The 18,117-nt window shown below is 50.3% G+C and carries 20 protein-coding genes and 2 pseudogenes; 16 read left to right on the top strand and 6 right to left on the bottom strand.

Annotated elements, in window-relative coordinates; genetic code table 11:
• Positions 1–64: 64 nt before the first annotated feature.
• The 4 genes from B9T62_RS30825 to B9T62_RS30815 all read left to right on the top strand — a co-directional run bounded on the left by B9T62_RS30825 (position 65) and on the right by B9T62_RS30815 (position 1,948).
• Positions 65–877: a DNA-binding protein gene (locus B9T62_RS30825; RefSeq protein ID WP_169834456.1), complete on the top strand. Its 813-nt coding sequence runs from the start codon at positions 65–67 to the stop codon at positions 875–877.
• 12 nt (positions 878–889) lie between these two features.
• A complete protein-coding gene (locus B9T62_RS39615) occupies positions 890–1,039 on the top strand; it encodes a hypothetical protein (RefSeq protein ID WP_157794076.1) in 150 nt (49 codons plus the stop codon).
• Positions 1,040–1,271: 232 nt separating this feature from the next.
• Positions 1,272–1,535 (top strand): hypothetical protein, encoded by a 264-nt coding sequence (locus B9T62_RS30820; RefSeq protein ID WP_087918755.1) that lies wholly within the window; start codon positions 1,272–1,274, stop codon positions 1,533–1,535.
• Between the two features lie 155 nt (positions 1,536–1,690).
• Positions 1,691–1,948, top strand: a complete 258-nt coding sequence (locus B9T62_RS30815; RefSeq protein ID WP_087918754.1) for a hypothetical protein — start codon at positions 1,691–1,693, stop codon at positions 1,946–1,948.
• 221 nt (positions 1,949–2,169) lie between these two features.
• Here B9T62_RS30815 and B9T62_RS41000 read toward each other — a convergent pair whose 3' ends face one another.
• Positions 2,170–2,370 (bottom strand): hypothetical protein, encoded by a 201-nt coding sequence (locus tag B9T62_RS41000; RefSeq protein ID WP_245864159.1) that lies wholly within the window; start codon positions 2,368–2,370, stop codon positions 2,170–2,172.
• A gap of 109 nt (positions 2,371–2,479) precedes the next feature.
• Between B9T62_RS41000 and B9T62_RS30810 the strand changes: the two genes are divergently transcribed.
• The 7 genes and pseudogenes from B9T62_RS30810 (at position 2,480) to B9T62_RS30780 (ending at position 8,933) form a co-directional block, all read left to right on the top strand.
• Positions 2,480–3,094: a hypothetical protein gene (locus B9T62_RS30810; protein WP_245864157.1), complete on the top strand. Its 615-nt coding sequence runs from the start codon at positions 2,480–2,482 to the stop codon at positions 3,092–3,094.
• A 70-nt stretch (positions 3,095–3,164) separates the two neighbouring features.
• On the top strand, positions 3,165–3,860 hold the full coding sequence (locus B9T62_RS30805; protein ID WP_087918753.1) for an MBL fold metallo-hydrolase: 696 nt from the start codon (positions 3,165–3,167) through the stop codon (positions 3,858–3,860).
• Between the two features lie 416 nt (positions 3,861–4,276).
• A pseudogene (locus B9T62_RS30800) lies at positions 4,277–4,459 on the top strand (aldehyde dehydrogenase family protein); the annotation flags it as partial.
• 18 nt (positions 4,460–4,477) lie between these two features.
• On the top strand, positions 4,478–5,173 hold the full coding sequence (locus tag B9T62_RS30795; RefSeq protein ID WP_087918751.1) for a response regulator transcription factor: 696 nt from the start codon (positions 4,478–4,480) through the stop codon (positions 5,171–5,173).
• Positions 5,166–6,257, top strand: a complete 1,092-nt coding sequence (locus tag B9T62_RS30790; RefSeq protein WP_087918750.1) for a HAMP domain-containing sensor histidine kinase — start codon at positions 5,166–5,168, stop codon at positions 6,255–6,257. The genes B9T62_RS30795 and B9T62_RS30790 overlap by 8 nt, the downstream gene beginning before the upstream one ends.
• Positions 6,258–6,931: 674 nt before the next feature.
• Positions 6,932–7,795 carry a M15 family metallopeptidase gene (locus B9T62_RS30785; protein ID WP_087918749.1) on the top strand — a complete coding sequence of 288 codons (864 nt, stop codon included), beginning with the start codon at positions 6,932–6,934 and terminating at the stop codon, positions 7,793–7,795.
• A 148-nt stretch (positions 7,796–7,943) separates the two neighbouring features.
• Entirely contained in the window at positions 7,944–8,933 is a 990-nt protein-coding gene (locus B9T62_RS30780; protein ID WP_087918748.1) for an effector binding domain-containing protein, read from the top strand.
• A gap of 358 nt (positions 8,934–9,291) precedes the next feature.
• Here the strand turns inward: B9T62_RS30780 and B9T62_RS30775 are convergent, their stop codons facing one another.
• Genes B9T62_RS30775 through B9T62_RS30770 form a run of 3 tightly spaced genes read right to left on the bottom strand, consistent with a single transcriptional unit; the run spans position 9,292 to position 10,774 of the window.
• On the bottom strand, positions 9,292–9,792 hold the full coding sequence (locus B9T62_RS30775) for an SH3 domain-containing protein (RefSeq protein WP_157794075.1): 501 nt from the start codon (positions 9,790–9,792) through the stop codon (positions 9,292–9,294).
• Positions 9,746–9,886, bottom strand: a complete 141-nt coding sequence (locus B9T62_RS39610) for a hypothetical protein (RefSeq protein ID WP_157794074.1) — start codon at positions 9,884–9,886, stop codon at positions 9,746–9,748. The genes B9T62_RS30775 and B9T62_RS39610 overlap by 47 nt, the downstream gene beginning before the upstream one ends.
• 15 nt (positions 9,887–9,901) lie before the next feature.
• Entirely contained in the window at positions 9,902–10,774 is an 873-nt protein-coding gene (locus B9T62_RS30770; RefSeq protein WP_087918746.1) for an AraC family transcriptional regulator, read from the bottom strand.
• Positions 10,775–10,942: 168 nt separating this feature from the next.
• Here B9T62_RS30770 and B9T62_RS30765 point away from each other — a divergent pair, with 168 nt between their 5' ends.
• The 5 genes from B9T62_RS30765 to B9T62_RS30745 all read left to right on the top strand — a co-directional run bounded on the left by B9T62_RS30765 (position 10,943) and on the right by B9T62_RS30745 (position 16,239).
• Complete coding sequence (locus B9T62_RS30765) at positions 10,943–12,001, top strand: Gfo/Idh/MocA family protein (protein ID WP_087918745.1); 1,059 nt, start codon at positions 10,943–10,945, stop codon at positions 11,999–12,001.
• A complete protein-coding gene (locus B9T62_RS30760) occupies positions 11,998–12,855 on the top strand; it encodes a sugar phosphate isomerase/epimerase family protein (protein ID WP_087918744.1) in 858 nt (285 codons plus the stop codon). Before B9T62_RS30765 ends, B9T62_RS30760 begins: the two co-directional genes overlap by 4 nt.
• Before the next feature lie 29 nt (positions 12,856–12,884).
• Positions 12,885–13,781, top strand: a complete 897-nt coding sequence (locus tag B9T62_RS30755; protein ID WP_087918743.1) for a sugar phosphate isomerase/epimerase family protein — start codon at positions 12,885–12,887, stop codon at positions 13,779–13,781.
• A 140-nt stretch (positions 13,782–13,921) separates the two neighbouring features.
• Complete coding sequence (locus B9T62_RS30750; protein WP_087918742.1) at positions 13,922–14,830, top strand: hypothetical protein; 909 nt, start codon at positions 13,922–13,924, stop codon at positions 14,828–14,830.
• Between the two features lie 44 nt (positions 14,831–14,874).
• Positions 14,875–16,239, top strand: coding sequence for an Imm51 family immunity protein (locus tag B9T62_RS30745; protein ID WP_087918741.1), 1,365 nt, complete (start codon positions 14,875–14,877; stop codon positions 16,237–16,239).
• 77 nt (positions 16,240–16,316) lie between these two features.
• Here B9T62_RS30745 and B9T62_RS30740 read toward each other — a convergent pair whose 3' ends face one another.
• Together B9T62_RS30740 and B9T62_RS30735 are read right to left on the bottom strand one after the other, a co-directional pair.
• Positions 16,317–16,724, bottom strand: a complete 408-nt coding sequence (locus tag B9T62_RS30740) for a VOC family protein (RefSeq protein WP_087918740.1) — start codon at positions 16,722–16,724, stop codon at positions 16,317–16,319.
• A gap of 49 nt (positions 16,725–16,773) precedes the next feature.
• A pseudogene (locus B9T62_RS30735) lies at positions 16,774–17,650 on the bottom strand (helix-turn-helix domain-containing protein).
• Positions 17,651–18,117 lie beyond the last annotated feature (467 nt).

Below are 18,117 nucleotides of genomic sequence, written 5' to 3'. Positions count from 1 at the left end.
TATGTATCTAGTGGAAGATCAACAAATTAAGTTTGTGCTATATTTGACGGAAGGATGGATCATATTGGAGCTGGATCTAAACGGGATCAACGTGGATTCACTGGTTCAAATGCTAAAAGCTTCTTTTACTTTGGACAATTGGGACGGTATCCTCCAGATCGCCGATAGACTATACACCGAGATAAATACTTTCTATAATGTCAATCAGCAGGAGCACGCCCGCGGTCAGAAGGTGAGTCGCCACGGATTAAAACGGAGTATCGTATATTACTTTGGATATAGTATGTGCCTAAAGGGGATCGCTCTTGAAAAGCTAGGCCGCTATAACGAGGCAAGAGAGTGTGTAGCGATGTATGAAGAACTAGGTTGGATCAACGGAATGGATGAAGAGAGATGGGCTGAAGTCGAATACTATCGCGAGATCGCCAAGGCCAACCGGTATATCATTGAGCTGCGTGAAGGAAACATTTCTGTATTACCTGATTACCTAGTGTTCCTACGGAAAAACGAAGAGGAAGTCCTGCCGGGTGTGCTTTACATCCTAGATTCAGCAATAAAGCACGGATACAACGTCGATCACGTCCTGGAAGAGTTTCGAGAGCAGATCGACTCAATGGGCGAGTATTACGAGACAAAAAGGAACGTTCGTTATTACATAGATTACATTTACCAAGAAGCGAGATATTATTCGATACAAGGGAAAATGGAATATGCTATTGACACACTATTACGATCTTTAGAATCATCAGTTAAACTAAAGGATGATACGGGTTTCAGGAAGTCAGCAGCCCTTTTTGAGTTACTCCGGAATCAGAATCAGGCAACCTCCGACCAACTGGACAAGTATCTAAGCTTAATGGAACAAATACTAGACTAGGGAGGATTTAAAATGAAAAAGACGTTTGCACTCATCGTGGTTGTTATTACCCTGCTCGGACTCAATGTTGCAGCAGTTAGCGCGGACGGCGCGATCACCGGCACGGCCACGGTATCAGGTGGCGGCGTGTTCGTACCGCTGGGCCATGGGGTAGACCATTAACTAAAGCAAGAATCGGACGAGCCTCTGCAGCAATGCAGGGGCTTTTTCTTTATGTGGAATCTATCATAAATAAGAAATTTTTAGGAGAAAATTAGATAAATGCTTTAAAAAGTTATATTTTGTAATATTCTAATTTTGGAGACATTTAGTGAAAGAAGGTGTTAAATGGAAAAAATGAATTGTCAGCATGATTTATTAATTTTTAAACAATAGAGCGAAGGAGTTGTTATTCATGATTAAGTCAGGTAAAATTTTCTTTAAAAGTATGGCCGTTATTGCTGTTTTGTTACTTACTTTTGCTGCCCCTACTAAGGTTACTTTCGCCAAGGAAGTTTTAACGGTACCGGAACCTACAAGCATATCCATACTTCCGACTGAAACTTCTGCTGATTACCTCTCTGATGTTAAGGAAATGCTAATTTTGATGCTTCTTTTAACACCGGAGGCGTTTGGACGGAAACTGAAAGTTTTAAGGGGCCGAACACTGGAGGAGTAACTCTCTCTAAATCATGGACTTACTCTAAGCCAGGGACCTACTCAGTCGGCGGAGTCGCTCAAATTTTAACAGATGCTGGATATACATCTTGCTTTGTAGGTCCTAGAATAGTAGTTATTTTTTAAAGAATAATTCTACATTTTAGAGGTGAAGAATTGAAAGTTATCGAATTGGCAATTGTATTAAATGATGAAGAGGGAAACCGCATTGAACATTCTGACCTGGTTGCCTTGCCTTTTGTCCCAAGAGTAGGAGAAATGATTTTATGGAATTATAAATCTTACCTTGTGACAAATGTTTTGTATACTTTTGAAACAAATCCGGCTGATTATAATTATGACGCTAATCCCACTAAACAAAGCACGGTTGCTCATGATATATGCTATAAAGTTTATTTGAAACCTAATAAATAAAAAACTTGTCCTCCAACAGCTGCCACAAATAGGGCGGCTTTTTTATGCCCTCGTAAATATACTGGACAGTCAAAAGTTCTTGTTGAAAAATCGTCGCATAGAAAATAACTCAATCGAGCGAATTATGGTATCCTTTAGTTCTCACACGAAAGGAATAATCGCCAAATGGGTTACAACAAGCAGTTTACCCCGGTACGCCCCGAAAATGGTTCTGTCTACCCTTATTCATAAATCTGCAAGACGGCATCCAAACCATCCTGAGATGGAAGAAAATGGACGATGAGCCAGAAACGCCTTCCCATGTCGTTCAAATGATTGAACAAGGCTTCGAAGCGGCGAAAGGCTTCGGCCAAGCGTTGCTGCTGCTCTTGGATCGCTACTTCTTGTCGGTTCCCGCCTTGCAGCGGCTGCAAGCGTGCCATCTGGGCTCCGAAGCCCGGACGCGGCAGACCGCCCAAAAAAGGCCCGTCCGTCAAACTGAAGGAACTGTTCTCGACTCGTGCTGCCGATTTTCAAACCGCTATCGTTCCCTTGTACGGCAAAGAAAAGAAGGTTCAATTTTTATGCCTGGATCTGCTTTGGGGGCAGGTATGGTATCAGGAATTGCGTTCTGTGCTGGTGATTCATCAGGGCCGCTGCTCCATTCTGGTCAGTACGGATCTCACGCTGGCTGCCACGGACATCATTCGCCTGTACGGTTATCGCTTCAAGATCGAGTGTACGTTTCGGGAAATGAAACAGGTCATCGGCACTTTTGGCTACCGCTTCTGGAGCAAGTCCATGCCGAAGCTAAACCGCTTTCTGAAAAAAGCGGAAGCCCACCCGCTCGAAGCGGTAAAAGACGAACAGGATAGGCGCCGGATTGAACAAACGATTCAAGCGATCGAAGGTTTTGTCATGTGTCAGTGCATCGCGATGGGACTGCTGCAATTGATCGCCTTGCGCTTTTCGGACCGGACGCCGGGTTTCTTCTTTCGCTATCTGCGAACGCCGTCCCTCGCTGTAGTATCTGAGGCGACCGTTGCTGCTTATTTACGCAAGTCTATTTTTCACCTGTTTGTTCAAAATCCGCATTTACACATAACGAAAATAATTCAATCCAAGCAGGAGACGTCCATTGTTGACGAGGAATCGCGGGCTTCTTAGAGGTGTAGAACTTTTCACTGTCCAGATTAATACACGTTCTTATGTGGAGAAAAAAATAGGAGGTTAGGTAATGATACTGGCGGACGGGGTTGCAATGATCAGCCTGCGGCTGGGGGGATTCGTACTAAATCCGGTAGTGCTGTGGGATGAGAAGACTGCGTTATTGGTTGATACAGGCATGCCGGGGCAGGTTCAGGCAATCATAGAGGCACTGCGGGAGCTTGGAGTGCCATTGGAGCGGCTGCATACAGTCATTCTCACACATCAGGATATCGACCATATTGGAAGTCTGCCGGAGCTGCAGGAATCCGTGGGCCACCAGATAACCGTATGCGCACACGAACAGGATCAACCATACATAGAGGGGGAGCAGCCGCTTCTGAAGCTTGAGCTGCCACCGGAAATGCAGCATTTCATTAAGCATCCGCCGCGGGCCAAGGTAGATCGCTTAGTGACAGATGGAGAGTACCTGCCCTGGTTTGGCGGGATTCGTATCCTGTTCACACCGGGACATACTCCTGGACATATCAGCCTGTATTTGCAGCAGAGCAAGATTCTGATCACAGGTGACGCTATGTATTGCGAGAATAATCGACTGTATGCTCCGAGCAGCCGGACGACTCCAGACATGCCTGCCGCTCTGTTGTCGATCCGTAAATTTCAAGAGTATGATATCACCCAGGCGGTATGTTATCACGGAGGGGTATGCTCCAATCGGGTGAATGAGCAGATAAGGCTGATGGGTACTGAGATGAATCCAGACTAGATCTCTCCTGAAGCCGGTGGGAGGTTGTTGTAGGAGTAGGGGGATAATCATATTTTGGCTATTCGTAAGGTATGATGGACAGCTGGAACGTAGAGTAAGGTGGCAGTGTTCGGCGAAATAAAGGGCAAAAAGGCCTTTGAATGCGCCAGAGTGGCGGGGTTCAACATAAAGGGAGAGCTCCTGGTCATCTGGCTGAAGGGACATCCATTTGTCAGGTTAGCCGTTTGACTTTGTGATTATCAAGTGGTAAGAATGGCATGTTGGGTCATATTGGGATATTGCTGATGAGAGGCAGTGTATAGGGAGTTTCTACCACTATTGACCTCCGATCACCTCCGAAATGCCCCGGCGGACAGAATTAGCGGTAAATTTGTTACTACTTAGGACCTACTGAGGGTGTGGAGGGCTACTCCAGAGCCTTCAGAGCAGCGCGTGAGCTGGAAGCTGGGGGCGTGGTCATTTACGATATTCCAAGCTTCCGCATTGACCAGATGCTTTATGGGGGCGTCAAGGACAGCGGCAAGGGAGTGGAGGGTATCGCATACGCGGTGGAGGAGATGACACAGCTGAAGTACATCAGCTTCAACCTGAATGTGTAAAAGGGAGTGAGACCGGCTATGAAGCGTATTACGATTCTGATTGCGGAGGATGAGGCGGAGATTGCCGACCTGATTGCACTGCATCTGCAGAAAGAAGGCTATCATATTGTCAAGGTGGCTGATGGGCAGGCGGCGGTTCAGGCCGTTCAATCCCAGCCGATCGATCTGGCGATTCTCGATATTATGATGCCGAAGATGGACGGGTACGAGGTTACCCGCAGAATTCGGGAGCAGCATCATCTGCCGATTATTTTCTTGAGCGCGCGGACCTCCGATTTCGATAAAATAACCGGTCTGGTCATGGGAGCAGACGACTATATGACCAAGCCGTTTAATCCAATGGAGCTGGTGGCCCGGGTGAATTCCCAGCTGCGCCGTTCCCTCCAGTTCAGCCAGCCTGCTGCAGCCCATAAGCCGGTGCTGGAAGCAGGCGGACTGAAGATTATGCCGGATCAGCACAGTGTCACTCTATACGGCGAAGTGATTGAGCTTACTCCGAAGGAGTTTGATATTCTCTATCTGCTGGCCAGTCACCCGAAGCAGGTGTTCAGCGCCGAGAGTATTTTTCAGCAGGTATGGGGAGAAGCCTACTATGAAGGCGGCAATACAGTTATGGTACATATCCGTACTCTTCGCAAGAAGATTGGCGAAGATCTCGACAAGAACAAATACATCAAGACCATCTGGGGCGTGGGGTATACCTTCAATGAATAAGGGCAGACGCAGCTTCCGCACAACCATGATTCTGTTGCTCGGGCTAAGCATGCTGTTATCTGGCATTATCACATATGGCATTTATAAACTGCTTCAGCTGTATTATGTCGATGTCAGGCAAGAGGACAAGCTTGCGGAATACCGGGCTATCATGAAGGATATCGGCGATATTTATGTGTTCCTGATACTTTTTGTGCCGCTCGCGATTCTATTCTTCTTCTGGTTAACCAAACCGTACGCTACTTATTTCAATGAGATATCCAAGGGAATCCGTCATCTGGCCAATGGCGAGTTCATGAATCGGGTGGAGATCTCCTCGAAGGATGAATTCCGCACGATTGCCCAGGACCTTAATCAGGCCAGCGAGAAGCTGCAGGAGGCGGTAGCCCGGGGTGATTTCGCCGAGAGCAGCAAGGATCAGCTGGTGGTCAATCTGGCCCATGATCTGCGTACGCCGCTGACTTCCGTGCTGGGCTATCTGGATCTGGTAGTCAAGGATGACCAGCTGACGGAAGAGCAGGTTAAACATTTCACCTATATTGCCTTCACGAAGTCACAGCGGCTGGAGAAGCTGATTGACAGCTTGTTCGATATCACCCGGATGAATTACGGCAAGCTGCCGGTGGAGAAGAAGCGGATTAATCTCAGCGAGCTGATGAAGCAGCTGAATGAAGAGCTTTTTCCTATATTCGAGAAGAACCGACTGGTCACAAGACTCAACCTGGAGCCTGAATTGTACGTTGTCGCTGATGGAGAGCTGCTGGCCCGTGTGTTCGAGAATCTATTGGCGAATGCTGCGCGTCATGGCAGGGACGGCATGTATGTGGATCTGAATGGCCGCCTTCAGGCAGGACGTGTAGTGATCCAGGTGATCAACTACGGCGGGAGTATTCCCCAGGAGGATCTGCCCCATATCTTCGACATGTATTATACGGGCGACCGTGCACGGTCGCAACAGGAGGGCGGCACCGGACTGGGGCTGTTTATAGCCAGAAATATTGTAGAGCAGCATGAAGGAACGATTACGGCAGAGAGCAACGTGGTGCGGACCTTGTTTGAGGTAAGCTTGCCGCAGAGCGGATAAACCCAAGTGGAAACGGCGAGAAGTAGAAGGTTAATTGATAACGTGAAAACATATGAATTCTTATATGGCTCAATCTAAAAATCAGCGGTTGACTATACGAGTGAACAGAGCGGAGGGCCTTACGTAGTAACCTATACCTCATCAAATAAACCTCTCTTCCTATAGCGGAAGAGAGGTTTATTCTCACATTTCGTTACTGCTTAGGATTCAGCCAGGATTTAGAGTGTTGCCCTGGAATCTTCGGTCGAATTAGATGCGAAACTGCAACTAATTTCAGCCGAAACACCCATTATCAGGATAATAAGTGCATATCTGCAACTAAATTCGAGTAAAACAAGCTTATTACACTCAAAATCCTAAATTAGGTGCGTTTTCGCACTTATTTCCTCCAAAACAGAAAAAAACGGCTAAATAGATGCAGTTTCGCAACTAATTCTTTGGACTGGACATATGAGACTATCATGGAACTGAATCTGCAGGTTACAATAAGGAAATCGGGCTTTAACAGCGATCGGAAGAACCCTCCTAACCCGTAGCGGGCATCATTCACAAGGGGTCAACCGCTGATTTTGGTTTTGAGCCTCTTATATTTTAAGAAAAACTTTAAAATTGCCCCGCTTTTTTTTAACTAAATCTCTCTATCCTGTAGATATGAGGCAAGGGAGGAATAGTTGATGAAGAAGTGGGGTTTGGTGATTCTGGTGATTCTGCTCGGATATGCAGTGTATGAGTATCGGCATGAGCTACAGCAGGACATCAGGATTGTTATGGGAGAACAGAGTGATCAGGGGGGGTTCGCAGAGCATTCGAAGACGATCAAGATTGTACTGGAGGATCAGGTTCATCAAGGGGATTTGCTGCTGGTCAACAAGGAGTACCCGGTTCATCCGGGAAGCGTGAAGGCAGATATTATTGATCTGATGGAGCATCAGGACATTGTGCAGGGATATGGGCTGCTGGATAATGGAATCCGTCTGTCCAAGCAGGTAGCGGAGAAATTTCAGCAAATGGTCGAGGCGGCTGCCCAAGATGGCGTTACTCATTTTATGATTAGCAGCGGCTATAGATCGTTCGAAGAGCAGGAGCTTCTATACAAGGAAAAGGGTGCAGCTTATGCTCTCCCGGCGGGGTACAGTGAACATAATCTCGGGTTATCCATGGACATTGGCTCCACGCTTAAGGCGATGAATGAAGCTCCGGAAGGGAAATGGCTGCAGAAGAACGCCTGGAAATACGGCTTCATTCTGCGTTATCCCAAGGACAAGATGCAATACACCGGCATTGAGTATGAGCCTTGGCATTTCCGTTATGTAGGGTTGCCCCATAGTGGCATTATGTACGAGCAGGAGCTTGTGCTGGAGCAATACATAGATCTGCTGCAGGAGCAGCGGAGCCTGTCTGCCACCATAGGCGGCGAGCGCTATAACGTCAGTTATGTTGCCGTTTCCGGGAATGCACCCCTAAAAGTGCCTGAAACCGGCGAGGTTGTGCTGTCCGGCGACAATAGAGGCGGAATCATTGTGACGGTGAAGGAATAAGCGGAAGCAGAAAGGAGAGATTCCATTGAAACCTACAGCAGTTGGAGTGAAAATAGGGGTAACCTACTGTTTCCTGTGAAGAAGGAGAAGGCACACTTGACTTTGACGTCGCGTCACACGTTAGGCTGAAGATGGGAGGGAGGATGTTATGGATTTACAGACGATCAGCGAGGTTACCCGCAGCTTCAACATTTCGACCAGGACACTGCGATATTATGAGCAGATTGGATTGATTGAAAGTGTCAAAAAAGACGGCTATGCCTACAGGACCTATGACAAGCCGGCTCTGACAAGGCTGGAGCAGATTCTGCTTCTGCGCAAGCTGAGGATTTCCCTGAAGGACATCCAGCGTATGCTGCTCAGTGAGGAATCCAGCTTGGCGATTGCTATATTCCAACAGAAGATCAGAGCGCTTGCCCAGGAAGCGGCGGCCATATCCACCATCCAAACTGTGCTGGATGAGCTGGTGCTCCGGCTTAGAGGCAGTGTCGAAGTGAAGCTGAGTCCGCACCTATGGACGGACGAATCTATCCTGGAAGCCATTGCAGTCCTCCCTGCGACCCAACTCCATCTGAAGGAGGAAGTAACGATGAAGGAACTGCAGCACGCCGACAATCAGTTATCCAAGCTAAAGGATGTACGTATTATCTTTCTGCCCCCTGCCCCGGTAGCCTCAATCTGCCTAGTGGGTGGAGTGCCGGAGCTGGCAACGGCAGATGAGCTTCGTGAGTTTGTTATTCGCACCAAGCTGGACACCCTCAAACCGGATATGCGCCACTATGGCTTCAACCATCCGGATGGAAGTCAGCCTGACGGATCGGATCATGGATATGAGCGCTGGATTACCATTCCGGCGGATATGGAGGTGGAAGCCCCTTTTGTCAAAAAACAGTTCCCCGGAGGTCTATACGCTGCCCATATGATCCCCATGGGGAGCTTCGAGGAATGGGAGTGGCTCCATCAATGGGTCATGAGCAGCCGTGAGTACGAAGCTGACTGGGTCGATTCGAACATGATGAATGGCCTGCTGGAGGAGCATCTCAATTACATAAACCTCTATCAGCTGAGCCATGAGGTGCTGGATACCTGTATGCAACTGGATCTGCTGATTCCTGTTAAGCCTAGACTAGGGGATTAGTGTCAGATCTGCTGCGAACCAGGGAATTCCCTATAACCTCAGCGAATCCCGGTTCGGGGACCCATTAGGGGTAGGATTTCCCTATAATGAGTCTGCGATGGCAGACTGGGGGTACAATCGCAGGAATTCCGCTCGCGAATTGGAGATCCGGCGTCTAAATCCTCGCTGGGCCTAAGTAGTAACGAGATTTGTAGAACTTTTCTCCGCTTAAATAGCACAGTGATTGGAACAACGGTCTGTTCGCGGAGCGTCCACACCAAGCGCTCACATCTATCCTGCTCCAAAAAACGAGGGGGTGTCCTAAGCAGCCATTTCATGGCTTGTGGGACACCCCCCAGTTGTATGCCCAGCAGGGCGACTAAGGCAGCATATTTATATATTGTCCATATACATAAGCGGTTCGCCCGTTGAACTTAATCTTCACCCATCCATATTTGGCGGGGCCGATCACATCCAGGACGGTTCCTTTTGGAAAGGATGTAAGGATGGCAGCTCTGGATGAGGCTCCCGATCCTACATTCAGATGATCAGCGGTAACCCGGGCTTGTTTCTTGGCGGACTTTACGGTTGCCGGCTTGTCATTGCTTGGAGCAGCCGGTACAGGCGCCGGTACTTGCACTGCAGGTGTCTGAGCTGCTGGGGCTTCCGTTGCCGGCTGCTCTTTCGCTCCGCCGCTGGCCGCAGATTTTCTGGCCTGATTCAGCTTCTGATAGAAGTCGCCTTTGGTCTTCACACCGGCGAATACCGCCGGATTGAGCTGTGCTGCGGAAGAGAGCGTCTGGATCTCCTCTGGAGTAACCGGGTCCAGAATATTAATGGAAGCAATATTGGTGAACGCTGCTGTCTGCAGCTCCGGCACGGGCGGTGCCTTGAAACGGCACAATCAGGTTCAGCAGAAGCAAGCTTGTCGCCGCCAGCTTGCTAGTTGTTCTATCGAAGATTCTGTTGTTCAATATTCTAACTCCTTTTCACATAGGTTTTCTTACCATGGAGGGATTTTTTTGTTTGTATTTCTTGAAGGTGCGGCTGAAGTAATAAATATCGTTGAAGCCGGTGGCGGCAGCGACGTCGGTGACGCTTAGTGAGGTGTGGCGCAGCAGGTAGTCTGCCCGGTCGACACGCACTGTATTGACGTATACCGAGATCGTATGTCCGGTCAGCTCTTTGAACAGCCGGCTGAAGTGATAGCGGCTCAGTCCGGTCTGCGCCGCAAGGTCGTCCACGGAAATCGGCTCAGGGTAATGGACATCAATATAGCGGAGAACAGGAGCGAAACGCTGGAGGGTCTGAGATCGTTTGGTCTGTTCGTCCTCTGAAAGCACGGTAGCGACATGCCTGCGCAGCAGCAGGGTGAGCAGCCGGTACAGTCCCGATTTGATCGCCAGCTCATAGCCAAACTCGCGGCGCTCCATTTCGCGGATGATGGCCAGAATGCAGTCGGTGATGTGCCGGTCTCCGCGGATATGGTTGCGGAGCAGCATCCGGTTCTGCTGGATGGGGGTAATGAACTTCGTCTCGGCGGCATCGGGGGCTGCACTGTGCAGCAGAGAGGTGTCGGCAATAATGGCATAGTAGAGCAAATCCGCCGAGCTGCTTACCCCATAATGCAGCTCATTGCTATTGACGGCGACCAGGTCGCCAGCCCGGACCTGGATGGGCGTTGAGCCGCATTCGAATACGGCTTCTCCCCTTTCAATGAAGAGAAACTCCAGATGCTCATGCCAATGGCGCGGGAACAGCACTACCCCTGCCCGGTCAAACTGCTCGGTATGGACTTTGATCGGGAAGCCGGGGTCAGGCATATCCATGGGCTCCCGCAGGTGTTCATCGTTATTCAGCATCTTTACGTTCCTCTCCCGAATAGCATAATTGTACAAACGAACCGCAAGGCTCTACATGGTGTTTACAGTTGAAATCATTATAATACGAATCATACACCATGCGAAGCAGGGGCTGGAACTGCAGACAAGAGGGCTTGGCAGACTGCGAAGACAAAGGAGAGATCAGCTATGAGTACAATCAGAATTGGAGTGATCGGAGCAGGCTCTATTTCGGACCTGCACTTTCAAGCTTACCAGAATAATCCGTATACTGCCGTATATGCGGTTTGCGACTTGAATGAGGACCGCGCCAGGTTGGCAGCCGAGAAGTATGGGGCACAGCAGTTCTACACCGATTACCGCGAGCTGCTGGCTGATCCGGGTGTCGATGCGGTCAGCATCTGTACCTGGAATAACTCACATGCGGAGATCAGCATTGCCGCGCTGCGGGCCGGCAAGCATGTGCTGGTGGAGAAGCCCTTATGCCGGACGGTGGAAGAGGCGCTGGATATTCAGCAGGCAGTGGAGGAGAGCGGCAAGACGCTGCAGGTTGGGTTCGTGCGCCGTTATGATGACAACGCCCGGTTCCTTCATTCACTGGTCGAGAATGGCGAGTTCGGTGAGATCTATTATGCGAAGGCAACGACACTCCGGCGGCTAGGCAATCCCGGCGGCTGGTTCGCCGACGTTGAACGTTCTGGCGGAGGGCCGCTGATCGATATAGGCGTCCACGTGATTGATCTGTGCTGGTATCTGATGGGTCGCCCGAAGCCGGTATCCGTCAGTGCCAATACGTACAAGAAGCTGGGCAACCGGGCCCATGTGCAGCATCTTTCCTTCTATAAAGCCGCCGATTATGATGCGGCCAGCAACACGGTAGAGGATCTGGCGAATGCGTTGATCCGGTTTGAGAACGGCGCTTCACTGCTGGTCGATGTCAGCTTTACGCTGCATGCCAAGGAAGATGAGCGGTCGGTCCGCCTGTATGGGGAGAAAGGCGGCTTTGAGGTTGATCCTGCAACGGTCATTGTCAGCGAGCGGGCGGACACTATCGTCAATAGTTATCCGCAGACGGATCATGCAGGCTTTGACTTCAACAGTGCCTTTCAGCATGAGATCGATCACTTTATCGACTGCTTACAGAGCGGAAGGGAGCCGCTAAGTCCGGTGCAGGATGGCGTGGAGATCATGAAGATACTCTGCGGTATCTATGAATCCGCGGCCAGAGGAGAAGAGGTGAGACTATGAAGCTTGGCATCAGCACCTACAGCCTGCATGCAGCGTTCTCGGCAGGAGAGCTGACCCTTTCTGGTGTTCTGGAAACCATCGCCGGGATGGGGGCGGAGCACGCCGAGATTGTCCCCCTCGGCTTCAATCTGATTGATCAGCCGCAGCTGATTGAAGATATCCTCAAGACTGCCGGGGGGCTGGGGCTGGAGCTCTCCAATTATGCAGTGGGAGCCCAGTTCGCCGGGCTGCCAGAAGCGGACTGGCAGCAGGAGGTGGAGCGGGTCAAACGGGAAGTCGACGTCTGCGCTGCACTGGGCATTCGGCGGATGCGTCATGACGTGGCCTCGGCAGCCGACCTGTCCATCAGCAATTATCTGCATGAGCTGCCGCGGCTGGTGGAGGCCTGCCGCCAGGTGGCCGATTATGCCGCCGGGTTCGGCATTACGACCAGCGTGGAGAACCATGGCTATTTCATCCAGCACAGCGACCGGGTGCAGGCACTGGTAAAGGCCGTGGACCGGGACAATTTCCGCACGACGCTGGATGTGGGGAACTTTCTGTGCGCCGACGAGAATCCGGTTACGGCCGTGGCGAACAACGTCAAGCTTGCTTCGATGGTTCATGTGAAGGATTTCTATGTCCGTGCACCTCAGCGCCAGCCGGGAGAGGGATGGTTCCCGTCCTCCGGCGGCAGCTGGCTGCGGGGAGCCATCGTCGGACAAGGCGATATTGATATGCCCCAGGTGTTGCGGATCGTGAAACAAAGCGGATATGACGGGTATATCTCCATTGAATTCGAAGGGATGGAAGATTGCCGAATGGGCACCCGGCGCGGTCTGGAATATGTGAAGCGGATCTGGAGTGAAATATAGAACAGGGAACAGGACAGGAGGAATACAGGATGGCTAGACCTATCATGACCAATAACATCGGTGTGATTGTAGACAGCTTCCAGGTGGGTGTGAAGGAAGGGCTGCGCAAGGCCAAGGAAGCCGGGGCAGACGGTGTGCAGATCTATGCGGTGCAAGGGGAATTTGACCCTTCCCATCTGTCTGCGTCCGCCCGCCGGGAGTGGAAAGAGTTCATCGCCTCGCTCGGCCTGGAGATTTCCGCGCTGGTCGGTGATCTGGGCGGTCACGGTTTCCAGGACCCGGCACTTAACCCCTCCAAGATCGATAAGTCGAAACGGATTATGGAGCTGGCCAAGGAGCTGGGCACTGATATTGTAACTACGCATATCGGCATTGTGCCGCAGGACCCCGGCAGCAGAATCTATGAAACGATGCATGCCGCCTGCGTGGAGCTCAGCCAGTTCGCGCATGGGATGGACGCCTATTTCGCGATTGAGACAGGGCCTGAACCCGCAGTGCAGCTGAGATCCTTCTTGGACGGGCTGGGTAGCAAAGGGGTGTCTGTCAACTTCGATCCGGCCAATATGGTCATGGTTACTGGCGATGATCCAGTGCAGGGAGTGCATATGCTGAAGGAATACATCGTGCATACCCATGCCAAGGATGGCATTAAGCTGGGTGAGATTGATCCCCGTGAGGTGTATGGCGAATACGGCTACGAAGGGGCCGCGCTGGATCATGAGAACATAGCGAAGCTGGCCGAGTCGGGTCCGACATTCCGCGAGGTACCGCTTGGAGAAGGAAGCGTGGACTGGAACGGCTACCTGCAGGCGCTGAAGGATATCGGTTATAACGGTTATTTGACCATCGAACGCGAGGTGGGCCGCAATCCGGAGGCGGACATCCGGCAGGCTGTACAATTTCTGAAGGGGTACCGGAAATCATAAACCGGAAATTATATATTTGATTCATAGCTATCCGCCGCAGCAATTTGCGGCGGATTATTCTGTTTGTTGGTGCAGCATTTGTAGGAATTTGCAGATAACTGGAGAATAAGTACAGTAATCAAGAGAGGAGGGTGTACACTGTGGGGTTTGAAGTCATAAATTCGTACAAGTTTGATGCGTTGAATTTCTTGAATGTGCTGACCCAGGATGAGTTCTATGTGAGCCGGCATACGGAGGACCATCACCATTTCGTATCGATACATACAGACAGGAATCATCAGCTGATGTCCGAAATCATTCGGATTCAGGGAGGAACGATGCTTAGCCCGTTTCTGAATCTGGTGGTTTCTTCTCTTCCCAATTTCGATGAGCTGGAGCTGCCGGAGCTATTTCGTTCTACCGAGCTGCTGCAACGGCATTTCAGTCAATCGCCTTATTACAAAGAAGAACAGTGGAAGCAGCGGGAGCCTCTGTTTAGCCTGGTTCCGGAAATCCTGCAAGACCTAGAGAAGCTGTGCTTCAGAGAATATTGGCAGGAGCGGAAGCTCCCGCAGCTGCTGATGAAAACGGAAGAAATCAAGGTATTTGCCAGCCGGCAGTCTATTTTCAAGGAAATCAACGATATGTTGGGCCCTTCCAGCAGCATTGATCATATCCAGTTATATTTGTGCAGCTTCGCAGCTCCGCATGGTATCAAAATTACGGGGCCGCGTTATATATCCGATTGTTCGTTTTCTCTGGAATTGACACTCGGTATTGCGATTCACGAGATGTTCCATCCGCCTTATCGTATTGCTGAGCTGGAGGCGCCCTTTCACCGGTTGAGCGCCACGCCTGCGCTGCTGGCTGCTTTTGAGAAGCAAAAGAACCGGTTTGGCTATACGACGATAGAAAGCTTCATTGAAGAGAATGTGGTGGAAGCTATGGCCCTGTATATTTGGGAGAAGATCGGCCTGGAGCCGAATCCGTTTGCCTATCTCGAATTTCTGCATAGCCTTGGTGGTGATGAATGGTACTGGCTGGAGACCACACGGCAGGAAATGGTATAATCGCTAATAGAGAATACAGGTATCGTAACCGGGAGGCATAAATCATGAGTGATGAGCTAGTGGAACAATTGGAGAAGTGGCTGGATGAGGATGAATTTCAGGAAATCGTAGACGCGGTGCTGGAGGTGCCAGCCGAGGACAGGGACTATGAGCAGATCAGCTATTTGGGCAGAGCCTTGAACAATCTGGAGCGTTATGAAGAAGCGTTGGAACAATTTTTGCTGATCACAGCCGAAGGGCAGGAGGACGCGCTCTGGCATTTCCGTACAGGGTATTCCTACTACAACCTGAAGCGGTACGAAGAGGCTGCAAGCGCCTTCGCCGCCGCCGATGAATTGGAGCCTGACGATGAGGATACGCTCAGCTATCTGGAATGGAGCAAGGAGAGAGCTGCCAAGAAGGCCAAAGCGGCCAAAACGGCGAAGAAGCCCAAGCCATCCCAAGCCCCGCTTAAGCTTGCAGGCGCGTCTGATCTGGGGAATTTATGGAATGACAGGGACCCTGCATCCCAAGCCTATATGTCTGCGCGGCCTACAGACGAACTGATTGAGGCTGTGGAGGAGCGGCTGGTCTTTAAGCTGCCGGCGGCTTACGTTGCCTTGATGAAGTTACATAACGGGGGGATTCCCCGGAAGACCTATTTCCCGGTAAGCGAAGCTGGTGCCGGGAATGAGACCGCTGATTATATTGTCATCTCTGCTATCCTTGGTATCGGGAAGGAGAAGAAGAACTCTCTGGGCGGAGCGGCAGGCAGCCGGGTTATCATTGAAGAAGGCGGTTATCCCGAGATTGGGGTCGTCATCTGTGAGTGTCCTTCGGGCCGTGAGGTGGTCATGCTCGATTACCGCAACAACGGCAATGACGGTGAACCCGAGGTCGTTCATGTGGACCGGGACAATCAATATAAGATTACGTATCTGGCAGCGAACTTTGAAGTATTTATTGCCGGACTGACCAGCCGTGAGGCAGAGCCGACCGCAGCCGTGTCTGCGATAAACGACGAAACGGTAGTGGTGGGAGCTGAAACGGAAACTGAAGTAGAAGCTGAGGCTGAGGCGCCGCTGGATATTGATCCGGAGTCGATTAAACCGTTTATCCTGGTAGAACAGGACAAGGGCGGAATGTCGGTCATCCTGACTGTAGGCACATATAAGGAAGAATTATTCCAACTGCGGGAGAATGAGGGATTCGAAGGCAGCGGATATGACTGGGCATCCTTGGCGGCTGTGTTCCTGGAGGAGCAAATGCCGGAGTTGTCGGGGACGATCCGTTTTGATCCCGAAGCGGACATGTTCTGCGCCTATTCAGCCGACAGAGCAGCACTTCAGCAGTTTGCCGTACGGTTCAAGGCGGCTTGCGAGGATGATGAACTCATGAAAGACCTGTTCTCACGGGCGGAGCTGGATTAAGCGGAGCCGTTGTTCATTGTAAAAAGAGAAGGAGACCCTCCACCGGAAGGTCCCCTTCTTTTTTCTTAAAATAGTCCCTAAAAGGACGGCGAAGCCATTTCTGCTTGAGTAGCGGCGGATTCACTCATTAATGCATGGGTGTTGCCTTCCGTATCCTGAAAGAACGCCATCCAGGTCTCCGTCTGTCCTGACTTCGCAACGAGATGGGGCTCACCTGTGAAATGAACACCCTTCTCCGTTAAATCGGCATAAGACGACAAAATATGTTCCACGTGGAAATAAAGCACGGAGCTTGAATACGCATATTGCTCCTGTTCAGGAAGACTGAGCATCAGCCGCAAGCCGTTGCACTCCAGAAACGCCATGCTGCCGGCTTCGAAGAGGAGGGGAAACCCCAGAACCTCTTGATAGAAATCCGTCGCTCTCTTTAGATCCCGTACCGGAATACCGACTTGTCCAACCTTTTGAATTCCACTACTTCGCATAAGCCTTTCTCCCTTCGAGTCGATCTGTTTACAGCATAGAATAAAAAAATCAGGATTTCTTATCCGATATCACTTTTTTTCTAAATTGCATGGGAGACAGACCGGTATGCTGCTTGAACATTCTGCTGAAGGATACGGAATTGTTGAAGCCCAGCTGATACGCAATGTCGGTCATGCTCGCATGCTGTTCCGTAAGCAGCTTCCGTGCTCTTGCCAGCCGCAGCGCCGTGATCTCCTGATGGGGTGTTCGGCCATAGATCTGTGTGTAATGCCTAACAAAATAGCTGGGAGACAACCATGCCGCCTGGGCAATGTCTTCAAGCCGCAAGGTCTGGGTATAGCAGGAACGTATATAATCATGCGCGATGCTGATCCGTCTATATAACTCATCTCTTGTAGAATGTTTGACCGCAGCAAGGCGCTCGGCTTGTTGGTAAATATCACTCTGTTCAGATAACAGAATCAGCATCAGCTTGTGGAATTGCTCCTCATACCCCAGTGGGTCATCGTACAGCAACGTAAGACTATTCTTGAAAATAGTAAGGTGATGCGCAAGCTTCATCTGCAGCGCATAGGTCTGTTCGAAGAATTCAACGGGTGACGCCACCCTGAACGGGTCGGAGAGCAGCCGGTCAGCGGAATCGCCAAGAGATTACCGCATCTCGGAAGCAAAACCTTCCCGGAAGTAGACACAGAAGGACTCCACCGGCTCCTTCTGGTCGATGGAAAGGGTATAGGGACCTTCATTGAGCAGGAGATATCTCTCTTCCTCCACCGTAAAAAAACCTCTGTCCGTCCGATAATGGGAATTTCCGTTTAAGAAGGTTTTGATGGAGAGTTGCCCCGTGGCCTTCCCAATAAAATTGGTTGCTATATAAGATGAACTTAAGAATGGAATAGTGTAGCGGCCAGAAATCCTGATGCATAGAGCTTTCTGTCCACTTCGTGTGTAACATTCTTCAGTTCACGTTCTATAGCTGCATGCAGAACATAATTCTGCGTCTTGGTTATGCTCAACCTGAACCGCCCCCCATTTGTATTGTAACTATCATATACGTAAACGGGATGGAGGTTCAAATGACCGTTACTGCATGAATACAGCATGTCTGGCAGAGTCAGAGCTGCTGTGTATGGGGAATAGTTAATGAGGATGTTACTACTTAGGTTCCAGCCACGATTAGAGAGTTGCCCTGGACCTAGAGCCTTTGGAGTAATTAGATGCGAATCTGCAACTAAATTCAGTCGAAGCATCTGTCAGGAGGCGAATAAGTGCGAATCTGCAACTAATCTCGAGTAAATCGGGACTGTAACGCTCAAAAGGCCAAATTAGATGCCATTTTGCATCTATTTTCTCTAAAACGGAAAAAATCGGCTAATTAGATGCATTTTCGCA

The organism is Paenibacillus donghaensis (genome assembly GCF_002192415.1).
GTDB lineage: Bacteria > Bacillota > Bacilli > Paenibacillales > Paenibacillaceae > Paenibacillus_AQ > Paenibacillus_AQ donghaensis.
Note: the sequence above shows the minus strand (reverse complement) of the source record. Positions and strands in the feature narration are given on the sequence as shown.